This window comes from Marinilabilia sp., from assembly GCF_016278715.1.
Taxonomy (GTDB): domain Bacteria; phylum Bacteroidota; class Bacteroidia; order Bacteroidales; family Marinilabiliaceae; genus Marinilabilia.
The window spans coordinates 19,384-31,084 of record NZ_JADQBH010000245.1 but is presented as its reverse complement, the minus strand read 5'-3'; the positions used below and the strand labels follow the sequence as shown (position 1 = coordinate 31,084).

At 44.1% G+C, this 11,701-nt stretch carries 8 protein-coding genes; 6 read left to right on the top strand and 2 right to left on the bottom strand.

The annotated features are described in order from the left end of the window. The 5 genes from QZZ43_RS15285 to QZZ43_RS15265 form a co-directional block, all read left to right on the top strand. The coding region (locus tag QZZ43_RS15285; protein WP_291861225.1) for a PAS domain-containing hybrid sensor histidine kinase/response regulator at nt 1-2,326 on the top strand (2,326 nt) is incomplete at its 5' end. Between the two features lie 119 nt (nt 2,327-2,445). After that, a complete protein-coding gene (locus QZZ43_RS15280; protein WP_291861223.1) occupies nt 2,446-3,252 on the top strand; it encodes a metallophosphoesterase in 807 nt (268 codons plus the stop codon). Nucleotides 3,253-3,265: 13 nt separating this feature from the next. Further along, nucleotides 3,266-3,931, top strand: a complete 666-nt coding sequence (locus QZZ43_RS15275) for a hypothetical protein (RefSeq protein WP_291861221.1) — start codon at nt 3,266-3,268, stop codon at nt 3,929-3,931. A gap of 620 nt (nt 3,932-4,551) precedes the next feature. Continuing rightward, nucleotides 4,552-5,259 (top strand): tRNA (adenosine(37)-N6)-threonylcarbamoyltransferase complex dimerization subunit type 1 TsaB, encoded by a 708-nt coding sequence (tsaB, locus tag QZZ43_RS15270; protein WP_291861220.1) that lies wholly within the window; start codon nt 4,552-4,554, stop codon nt 5,257-5,259. A 55-nt stretch (nt 5,260-5,314) separates the two neighbouring features. Beyond that, a complete protein-coding gene (locus QZZ43_RS15265) occupies nt 5,315-6,022 on the top strand; it encodes a response regulator transcription factor (RefSeq protein ID WP_291861218.1) in 708 nt (235 codons plus the stop codon). Nucleotides 6,023-6,470: 448 nt separating this feature from the next. Here QZZ43_RS15265 and QZZ43_RS15260 read toward each other — a convergent pair whose 3' ends face one another. Next, nucleotides 6,471-7,481: an aspartate-semialdehyde dehydrogenase gene (locus QZZ43_RS15260; protein WP_291861216.1), complete on the bottom strand. Its 1,011-nt coding sequence runs from the start codon at nt 7,479-7,481 to the stop codon at nt 6,471-6,473. A 159-nt stretch (nt 7,482-7,640) separates the two neighbouring features. On the opposite strand from QZZ43_RS15260, the gene QZZ43_RS15255 reads away from it, so the two are divergent. Beyond that, the gene (locus QZZ43_RS15255; protein WP_291861214.1) at nt 7,641-10,484 is read left to right on the top strand and encodes a lamin tail domain-containing protein; all 2,844 of its coding nucleotides are present in this window, start codon (nt 7,641-7,643) and stop codon (nt 10,482-10,484) included. Here QZZ43_RS15255 and amrS read toward each other — a convergent pair. Then, nucleotides 10,481-11,491 carry an AmmeMemoRadiSam system radical SAM enzyme gene (gene amrS, locus QZZ43_RS15250; protein WP_291861212.1) on the bottom strand — a complete coding sequence of 337 codons (1,011 nt, stop codon included), beginning with the start codon at nt 11,489-11,491 and terminating at the stop codon, nt 10,481-10,483. The genes QZZ43_RS15255 and amrS overlap by 4 nt on opposite strands. Nucleotides 11,492-11,701: the final 210 nt, after the last annotated feature.

The window sequence follows — 11,701 nt, the reverse complement described above, 5'->3', positions numbered from 1 at the left end:
CTACTGGAATCCATCTCAAACCCTGTTAATGGACCAGACCCGCCGCAGCATTGAACAACAATTTGAAAATTACTTTTTCGAAACGAATACAACAGACGAAATCGATTCTGACCGTTTCAGATTACTTTTTGACTTCTCACCTGTAGGTGTGTTTTTTTACAATACATCGCTCAAAATTTCAGCTTTCAACGACCGATTTATAAGCATTCTGAGGGCTCCTGCGTCCAAACTTCTCAATTTTGATCTCAAACAAATCAACGACCGCTCAATACTTCCTGCTATTCTAAAGCCATTGTCAGGAGAAGAAGGGAATTATGAAGGCCCGTATGTTTCCAGTATCAATGGCATGGAATTCAATATTATTCTTAAAACAGCACCCATCCTGAATCAGGCCAATGAAACAACAGGGGTAATCGGGGTCGTACAGGACAACACCGATAGAATCAACACACTAAAGGAACTAAAAGAGAGTAAAGACAGATTAAAAGCACTGATAAACGCAACCCCTGACATCATCTGTTTCAAAGATGGGGAAGGCCGGTGGATGGAAGCAAATGACTCTATTCAGGAACTTTTCAGACTTAAAGGAAAAGATTTCCTGTTTAAAGATGAGGATCACCTAAAAAAACTGGTTCCCGAACTGTCGGAAGTCTTTGAGAATTGCGACAAATCTGACCAGATAGCATGGGAAAGCAGAGAACCTTTGGTCATTGAAGAAATTATCCCTCTTCCCAACGGAGACGAACGAAGGCTGGATGTAATTAAAACACCGGTTTTCAGCCCCGACGGAGGCCGAAAAGGAATTGTCATATTGGGCCGGGATATCACAGCTCGCAAAAAGGCTGAAGAGATGCTTCGCGAGAGCGAGGAGCGTTTTCGGATTGTAGCCACCCATGCCAACGATATCATCTTTGAGTGGGACCCACAAACCGATAAAATGAGCTGGTTCGGTAATTCAGGATATATTGGCTCCGCAGAAGTTCCGCCCCGAACCTTTTCCAGTTTTGTAAAACTGATACATCCGGATGATCGCGCAAGAGTCGAACAGTTTTGGAAGACGCGCTTCCCTTTAAAAGAAGAATGGAATGATGAATTTAAAGTAAAACTAAAAAACGGTCAGATTAAATATTACCGGGCCAGTGGAATCATGATTTTTAAGGAGGGTGCTCCCGAAAAAGCCATAGGTACATTTACCAATGTAACACAGGAGAAAGAACTAATTTTCAGCCTGAAAGAAGCTGTAGAAGAAGCACAACACAACCAGGCCCGCATAACAGGACTGCTTGCGGTGATCCCCGACCTGATATTTGTATTCGACCGGAATGGAATCATTAAAGATTATCATGCTGATAGTGGGAACAACCTGTTTGTGGCTCCCGACGTATTTCTCGACCATAAGATTGATGATTTTATGTCGGAGGAGATTGCCCGTCTGACACACGAAAAAATTGCTTCAGTAGTCACCCACAAAGGCATTGAAACATACGAATATGAAATGAGAGAAGGCTCAGAATTTGGTGTTTTTGAATCACGAATGGTCTTTGTGGACGACGATCGCATAATGACCATTGTGCGCGATGTCACCCATGCCCGCCAGGTGGAGCAGGATCTGATCGAAGCCAAAGAACAGGCCGAAAAAAGCGACCGGCTAAAATCGGCTTTTCTGGCCAATATGAGTCATGAGATTCGCACCCCCATGAATGGAATCCTGGGCTTTTCAGAGCTCTTGCGCAGCAAAGATATCTCCGCTGAAGAACAGGAAAAAAGCATTGATGTAATTGTTAAAAGCGGGCAGCAGCTATTGGCCATTATCAACGATGTTCTGGAAGTTTCACAGTTGGAAACCGGCCAGGTGCAGTTTATGCCCGACCGGGTCAACCTCAACCGGCTGGTTTCTGACCTGTCCAAATTCTTTGAGATAGAAGCCATAGAAAAATCGGTAGAACTAACCACTCAAATCCCTGAAGAACAAACCATGGGAACCGTTGACGGCGGAAAAATCACTCAAATCTTCAACAATCTTATCAGCAATGCTTTCAAATTCACTTCTCCGGGGGGCCATATTGCTTTCGGCTTTGAAAACGAAGGTGAACACATACGCTTTTTTGTGCATGACGACGGAGTGGGAATTGCCGGGAAACACCACAAGATAATATTCGAGCGTTTTGGCCAGGTATTAAAAGTAGGTGCCAAAAACAAAGGAGGAACCGGACTGGGGCTCTCCATTTGTAAAAGCCTGGTAGAGCTTATGAATGGTGAAATCTGGGTAGAGTCCGAGGCAGGCCATGGCGCCAGCTTCTTCTTCCGTTTACCAATCACCCATTAATCGCATGTCACTTTAACTGCCGGTTTCGTCTTTTCACTCCTTGTTTTTGATAGTACATCGATATCCGGTTGAGAATAAACCTAAAACTCTGTTCTTTTGCTCAAAACACAATTGTAAATATGAGCAGGAACGAAACAATATTTGCATTGGGGACTATTATACTTTTTCTTGCCGGTTGCGATAACCTAATTGAATACAGTCCCTATCAAACAGGAACGGGTGATTTACCACAAAACCTAAATCCTAAAGTCATTGCCAATTTTGAGAACAAAAGCAGTGAATCCTTCCAACCATTTCGTATTGCCATTATCGGCGACAGCCACACTTATTATGATGATTTCGAAGACCAAATATCTGCGTTAAACAAGATCGACAGCATTGATTTTGTCATTCATACCGGGGACATTACTTTGAGTGGTATCCATCGGGAATTTGTATGGTTTAATGAAATTACTTCCTCGCTCCGCCATCCTATGGCAACTATTATCGGCAATCACGATTTTCTTTCAAACGGAAACCTGGTTTTTGAAAATATGTTTGGACCGTTGAATTTCACTTTCGATTACAACAACTGTCGGTTTGTTTTTTTTGATGACATCATCCTTGAGAAAAACATGGAAGACCCGGATTTTGAATGGCTTCACAGCGCTCTTGAAGCGGACGAAACGATAACACATTTGTTCCTGATTTCTCACATCCCTCCCTGGAGCGACCCTTTTAGCATAGGGAACAGTTTTCTGTTTTACCGAATACTGGAGGATCAAAAAACAACTTTATCAATTCACGGACATACACACAGTTTTTTTTATGGCAACCGTGCAGAATGTGAAGTGCCGTTTTTGGTCTCGGGGGATGCAACCGATCGCGAAATTATAATCCTGGAAGTACAGCAGGACACCTTTCTGGTAGATAGACAATCATTTTAAAGAAGGGTATAATATGCGGTTGATTCGTTTCATCATACTAATTCTGATATTCATCTGGACCGACAGTGTAAATGCTCAGTTTCACTCCAAAGGCACCCATCCAAGAGCTGATTTTATTGATCGTATATATCGGCCCCGCTATACGGTGATTTCCGGAGACACAGTCAGTTACCGTCCACGTTGGTTCTTTCCGGAACACGCCAAAATTCAATACGCCGGGAGTGTTGGTTATATATCAATAGGAGCCGGATATCGTTTGTGGGAAAAATACGAAGCTACGCTGTCCTATGGTTTGCTAAATGATGTTTTGGGCGGCAGCGATGTCACCGTACATACCATTTCCCTAAAAAACAGCTTTTTCCTCACGCAAAAACCCTGGTTCGATCATTTCTGGCCCAAAGCCGGTTTGCTGATCAACTGGGGAAATACCAACAATACTTTTCGCCGGCTGCCTCCGCATTATCCGGAAAGCTACTACTTTCAGAACAAAGTACATGTGGCACCCTTTTGGGGCGGCGAATGGCATCAGCCAATAAAAGATAAACACCTCACCGGCCTGGGCCTCTACTTTGAGTTTTCCGCGCTGGACGCCTACCTTTTGGAGGCCATTCGCACCGAATATGTGACCATGATGGACGTTTGGAGCCTGGCAGTTGGAATCACTTTCTATTTTCATTGAACCACATCAGGATAACAAGAAAAAATAAAACCACATCAGGCAAATGAGAGACGGCAGGCTGGCTGTTAGCTCTGAGCTCTTAATGTATCACAAACAGAAGAAAACACGTGTGGCACATTCCTTCCAAACAAAGCGACTGAGCGGAAGTCGGTCCGCCATTTTCAAGCCGCAAAGTCAAGCCTGTTTTGCAAAACAACAAAACAATATAAAAAACACACTTTTAATATATTACAACTTTACTTCCAATAACTTAAAGCAGCGTTTTTGTCATTAGAGATTGCTTCGGACCAACACTCGTAATGACAGATTTTTGTAACAGCCAAAACATTAATAGTTGGCCCCATTCAGGGACCAATTCATTTACCCAGCTTACCGCGGGCTAAAGTCCCGGAATTATTCAAGTTTGCCACCTGGGGGGACCGGTAAATTTTGTCATAAAAACAATGTGCCCCAAAATTTAGGGGTAACCACCCACAACGCCCTTTTGCTTAGCTGAAAAATGTTTAGTCTGCAAGCAGCCATTATTAACACCAATTCCCGACCTAATAAAAAACAAAACAGAATCCTCTTTTCTTTTTATGGTATAGATGGTTTCGCTACTTTTGCCAAAAAAAATCCAGATGGCGTATATTCTATGTATTGAAACTTCCACCACAATTTGCTCTGTAGCACTCACCTGTGATGGGGAAGTGGTGGCCGCCCGGCAGGAGAATGAAGGCAATTCTCACGCCAATCGACTGACTGTTTTAACAGAGGACCTTTTTAAAGACTCATCCGTGTCGATAGAAATGAGTGATATCGATGCAGTAGCAGTCAGCAGCGGCCCGGGTTCTTACACCGGCCTGCGAATCGGCGTTTCAACAGCGAAAGGAATCTGCTTCGCACTCGGGAAGCGGTTAATTGCTATCCCTTCATTATCCGTACTTGCCTGGCCGGTAATTCAGGATAAAGCCAACGGAGAAGCAGAAGAGAACAGTTGGTATTGCCCTATGATCGATGCACGCAGAATGGAGGTTTATGCTGCCATGTTCGATGGTCGGATGCAACAACAGACTGATACTTCGGCAGATATTATTGACCAGGAAAGCTACCGGGATATCCTCAGCGAGCGGAAGATCTTCTTTTTTGGCAATGGGGCAGAAAAATGCCGCGAAGCGCTGTCCCATCCCAACGCTGTTTTCCCGGAGGATGAAGGCCCGCTTGCCCGCAACATGGCAGAACTGGCCAACAAAGCCTGGAACAAAAATCAATTTGAAGATGTGGCCTATTTCGAACCTTTTTATCTGAAAGACTTTATTGCCACCATTCCCAAAAAGAAGATACTTTGATTAAAAAGACCGGGCATTTTAAACCCTGCCCCAGTCTTTCTTGTTTAAGAACCTGATGGACTTCCATTTTCTGAAAATACTACTGGTCGAAGACGACCTTTCTTTAGGAGAAGACCTTTCCAATCTCCTAAAATCCTGCGGCCATGATGTTGTGCATTGTGCCGACGGAGATGAAGCATTTGAAGCTTTTTGCAATGGCAGGTTCAATTTCTGCATTTTTGACCTCATGCTTCCGGGTATTGATGGCTTTACACTGACTGAAAGGGTGCGAAGACGTGACCACTACATCCCGGTTGTTATCATCAGCAAGCGAAATCACAAGGATGACAAGCAAAAAGCTTTCGACCTGGGGGTAGATGATTATTTGGTAAAACCCTTCGAAAAAGATGAATTGCTCTGGCGAGTCAGAGCAATTTCCCGAAGAATATATCGGCACACAGAATCCAATGATGCCGTTGAACCTATCCCGATAGGGAAATTCACTTTCGACCTGACCAATCAAACATTAAAAACCGGGAAAAACCTGCAACGCCTCACTCGCCGTGAAAGTGAAGTACTGCGAATGCTGTGTAACCGTAAAAATCAACTCGTCAAGCGGGAAGAACTTCTTATGCAGTTATGGGGCGATGTGGATTACTTCCACGGCCGCAGTCTGGATGTTTTTATCAGCAAAATCAGAAGATACCTGAAAGACGACACCCAATTGACTATCGACAATATTCCTACTGTTGGGTATGTTTTGAAAGAGGAGGTTTCTGCTTAATCGAAACTTCATCATTCCATGCGTATTGAACCCATGATTAACGTTCTGTGCAAACGACAACTATTCCCCTTTAAACAAAGCAGGGCTGCTCAGTATGGAGCAACCCTATTTGTTATCAGATTAAGGTCATTTTAAACAGACCTTTTACCAATACTGTTAAAAACTTTCCAAAAGGGATTTCATCCCTTAAAGCCTGACCTACTTTCTTATCTTGATATAAGAAAGTAGGCAAAGAACATCAAGACTGCGGCAGCTTTCACTCTAAAAACTACGGTTCTTTTATCGAAATTGTCAAAACTCATCTCACTTGCTGTGCGCGTGAGACTCAAACAGAGACAATTTTTCGATAAATCAACCTTGTTTTTAGGCTCATCTGCCAAGGTCGGCCTTAGACAAGCTTGCAGATTGAAAATATTTGTTTTGAACAGGAATGACCTTTTACCCTATTTTATTTAATCAGCCCTTCTTTGACCATATATTCTGCGATTTGCACTGCATTAAGGGCAGCTCCTTTACGTATCTGATCTGCAACCACCCAGAAAGTAAGTCCGTTAGGGTTGGCCAAATCGGCACGGATACGCCCTACGAACACTTCATCTTTCCCTGAAAGGAACAATGGCATCGGGTACTCGTTGTTGTCAGGATTATCGATAATTTCAACACCTTCAGCCTTTTCAAAAGCCTCACGAGCCTCCTGCACACTTACGGGTCGATCGGTTTCCACCCAGACAGATTCGGAGTGGGCACGCAAAATGGGAATACGCACACATGTGGCACTTACCTGCACATCGGAATGCATTATTTTGCGCGTTTCATTAAACATCTTCATCTCCTCTTTGGTATATCCGTTCTCGGTAAAAACGTCCACGTGAGGAATAACATTCATAGCAAGTTGATGAACAAATTTTTCGACAGTGGGCTTTTCCCCATTAACGATTTGCTGAAATTGCTTTTCTAACTCGTCCATTCCTGAGGCCCCGGCACCACTAGCTGCCTGATAACTTGAAACATGCACTTTGCGAATATGTGAAATATCCTCAATGGCTTTCAGTGCAACTACCATCTGAATGGTAGTACAATTTGGATTGGCAATTACTTTCCGGGGAGCGTTGGCACAATCGGCGGCATTCACTTCGGGAACCACCAACGGCACATCATTATCCATACGGAAAGCACTTGAATTGTCAATCATAATCGCCCCATGCTTAGTGATTGTTTTCTCAAACTCTATGGAAGTTCCACCACCGGCACTGGTCAATGCAATATCTATATCTTTAAAATCGTCGTTGTGTTGAAGTTCTTTGACGACCAGCTCTTTTCCCCTGAATGTGTATTTTTTACCAGCACTTCGGGCAGACCCAAAAAGTACCAATTCATCAATCGGGAAATCTCTTGTTTCCAGAATACTCATAAACTCTTGTCCTACAGCACCGCTGACACCTACAATTGCTAACTTCATCTGTTAATATTAAGTTTTACATTGTTGAATAAAATTTATAAATTGCATCTGGCTGGGTTTATTACGCCCCGGAAGATTTTTTTCATTCCGGCGGTTTTTTATGGCCACACGATACAATCGTCACAAAATTAATACTTTTAAGTAATAAACCCTAATCCCATGAACCCGATTTTTTTTCGTTTTTTTGCTGCTTTCCTGTTTGTTCTCCCTATGCAGCAAGGCATTGCCACATCGTTTGAATTCTTCCCCGAACCCTGGTTGGGAGATGCTGCATGGTTCATTTATCATCAGGAAGATAATTTAATCCAACTAAATGCCCCTGAAGAGTCCGGGGAAGCCTTTCTCTGGCATTCGTCTTCAGCTTTTGAGGATGCTGTCTGGGAAACCGGCTTTCGCATGGAATTTAATCCCTCCTCCTCCAATTACCTTCAGATTGTTCTGGTAGCGGATGACCCTGAAACCTTCCAAAACGGTTTTTATCTGGTTGCCGGAACTTCCGACGACAACATATCACTATGGGAAAGAGAGAGTGGTCGGGACCAGCTGCTGATCGAAGGTGCTGAGGATTGTCTGAACAGCAGTCCGGCGGTTGCACGTGTTAAAGTAACCCGCAGAAAAGGAGGACACTGGAAGCTGGAAACCGATACAGGAGACGGCTGGAAAACCGAAGGATCAACAACCTACAAAAGAGGATTCTCTTCAGAATATGCCGGATTTAATTGCCATTACACCAAAACAAGACGTGATAAATTTTTCCTGGAACCAATAGAGATATCCGGCGAAGCATACAAAGACACAGTTCCTCCACGAATAGAATCCATGCAGATAAAAAACGGACACACCCTTGAACTAATTTTTTCGGAACCCGTTGATGAGAGTGCTTCTTCCCCTCTCATTTCCATTCCTGACTTTGGCGGGGATTTTATCCTGAATACCCAATATGACGCCACCTTTCGCAATGCAGTTATCTATTTGAAACAGAAACTACCGGATGTTCAAAACGAAGATTTAATTTTCTCGGGATGGTGCGACCAAAACGGAGCCTGTCTGGAGGATACCGCCTTGTATTTTTCTTATCTCTCCCCCGAAGTATTGGAAGTAAACACTTTGAACTACACAACAATTGAACTCATTTTCAACCAGCAAATACCAGAAGAAGTAATGATTCCCGAGCGTTTTACGACAAACGATGCGGATGGAGGAACGTCAGAAATCGAAAAACTTTCGGATGAAAAATACCTGTTACATCTCAAGAGAAAAATCCCCGATGCTAAAGAGATTTTTCTATCCATCAACAACCTGATTTTACCAAACGGAGATACCATACCTTCCGGCCCTTATTCTATTTATTATCATGAAGCTGCTTTTTCCGACCTGGTTTTCACCGAAATCATGCACGACCCGTCGCCTCCAGCTCTTTTGCCGGAAAGTGAATACATTGAGTTATTCAACCGGTCTGACCTCCCGGTTAACCTCAAAAAGATGACTTTACAAATCAACCGCGTCATCTTTGAATTGCCGGAGTATGTTCTTTTCCCCGGCAGGTATATAGTACTGACAGCTACCGAAACAGATTTCCCGGAGGCCTTGACTCCATACAAGTGGATTGCCCTTACCAACAGTGGAGGAGAGATTGTGCTGCGAAACCCTTCTGGCCAGATAACAACCGCTTTTCGTTATCCCGAGCTACTGCCTGGTCCTCAATTTAAACAGGATGGCGGCTGGTCTTTGGAATGTATAGACTCTGGCAACCTCTCTTGCGCATTGAGCAACTGGGCCTATTGCAGCAACAAAAGAGGGGGGACTCCCGGCATGGAAAACTCGGTAAAGACCTCAAATCCGGATACACAAGGCCCCGGATTGATGGACGCATGGCTAAATAACGACTCTGTGCTGATGCTTAATTTTGGCGAACCCCTTTCTGCTTCAACAATAAAGGCTGAAGAATTAGGATTTTCCCCCCCGGACGTAAAAATTGAAGCACTAAGCAAGGACAGTGTCTTTGGAGATGTTTTAACGGTTGTATTTCAAGAATCATTAATCCCCAATGAGGTAATCAATTTATCGGTTCCCTCCGGTTTTTCAGACCTTGCGGGTAACCCTTTCAAAGGCCCCTCTACACTTTCTTTCGGGCTCCCGGGACGAACCGACAGTCTGGATGTGATCATCAATGAACTGTTGTTTGATCCACCGATCGACGGCTGCGATTATGTGGAGTTGTACAACCACTCAGACAAAATTCTGGCGCTCGACAGCCTATGCCTGGCGCGTGGCGGAGAAGAAGGAATACCCGAATCACTGGTTCCCTTATCAGACAAATGCCGGTGGTTTCTTCCGGGAACCTATCTCTGCTTTGCCAATGATGCCGATTGGGTAAAAGAATATTTTAAGTTGCCGGATACATCAAACCTCATCAGTCTGCCAAGGCTGCCGAACTATGTAACCGAAGGCGGAATTGTTTTTGTAGCAAGAAAAAACGGTACCATAATCGAACAGATGAATTATTCTCCATCCCACCATTTCTCCTTGCTGGCAGATACCAAGGGTGTAGCATTGGAGCGCACCCAGTTTGATGCCCCCTCCAAAAATCCCATGACCTGGCATTCAGCCGCATCGACGGCAGGCTACGGAACACCCGGAAGCATAAATTCGCAGCAAATAAAAGCCAAAAAAGAGAAACCGGAAAAACTTTTTTCTGTATCACCGGAAATTTTCACCCCCGATCTGGATGGAAACGATGACCAATTGATTATTTCTTATCTTTTTGATAAACCCGGCAAAAAAGGAACTTTTACCGTTTATGATGCTGAAGGTTTTCAGGTAAAAGAACTGGTGAACAACCAAAGTCTGGGAACATCTGGAATCATTACCTGGGACGGAACCAATGACGACCATGCCAAAGTTCCTCCGGGCATTTACATCATAGGGGCGCGGGTATTTGGCGAAGACGGGATTGTTCGGAATGGTAAGGAGACCTGCGTATTGGGTATCAGGCAGAATTAATCCACCATCGCTATTTTATACTCGCATTCAGCGCATCGGCCATTCTCAATAATATTGCCCAAAACATTATAACCCACCCGTTCAATCAAAGTAGCCCCACACCGGGGACAAACAGTATTTTGGTCGGCGGAAGCAGGAACATTCCCCACGTAAATATAATTGAGTCCGGCCTCTGTTCCGGCCTCTCTGGCTTTCTGTAAGGTATCTATGGGGGTTGGAAGTAGGTCATGCATTTTATAGCCCGGAAAGAAACGACTGATGTGCCAGGGAACATCAACGCCCAGTTCGTTGGCCACAAAATGAGCCATTTCGTGCAGTTCCCGGGATTGGTCGTTGATGCCGGGGATTATCAGACTGGTCACTTCCAGCCAGACACCCATCTGAATAATCTTTTTCATGGAATCGAGTACAGGCTGCAGGTGTCCACCCATCAACCGCCGATAGGTATCATCCCTGAAAGCTTTCAAATCAATATTAACAGCATCCAGCCAGGGGGCAGCCAGCTCCAGCATTTCGGAAGTCATATAGCCATTGGAAACAAAAACATTTTTTAACCCTACATCTCTTGCAAGGGGCCCGATGTCGTTGCAATACTCAAAAAAAATGGTCGGCTCCGTGTAAGTATATGCAATACTTTTACACTCTCTGTCCAGAGCCTCCTGCACAATCTCCTCCGGCGTTGCAGGCTGCCCAACCGTTAAAATACCTGGCGAAACCACCTGCGATATCTCACAATTCTGGCAAAAATCACAATGAAAATTACAGCCTGGGGTACCGATGGAAAAAGCCTGGGTTCCCGGAAAGAAGTGATACAAAGGCTTCTTTTCAATAGGGTCAACATGACGAGCAATTGTCCGCCCGTAAACATGCGTGTAGAGCGTACCATCAATATTTTCACGCACCCTGCAAATCCCGAATTTTCCGGGAGCTAATTTGCAGTGATGGGCACAGAGGTTGCATTCAACTTTCTGGTTCCCGAGTTTTTCGTAAAGCAGGGCTTCTTGCATCCGCTCAAAATTTTGTAATTACCTAATTAAAACTATGAGAATTCCGAATGCTCGGAAGAATCGCTTCGCTCTCGCATAATATTCTTTAAAAATATTCTTTTGTGAGATTTATGCTTAAAAAATATCATGGTCGTTTCATCAGTATAAAATTTAACCAGAACTCGCAATCTTCTTCCCTAAACTTCAGGATGCTTTTTTGGCTCCCAAAAA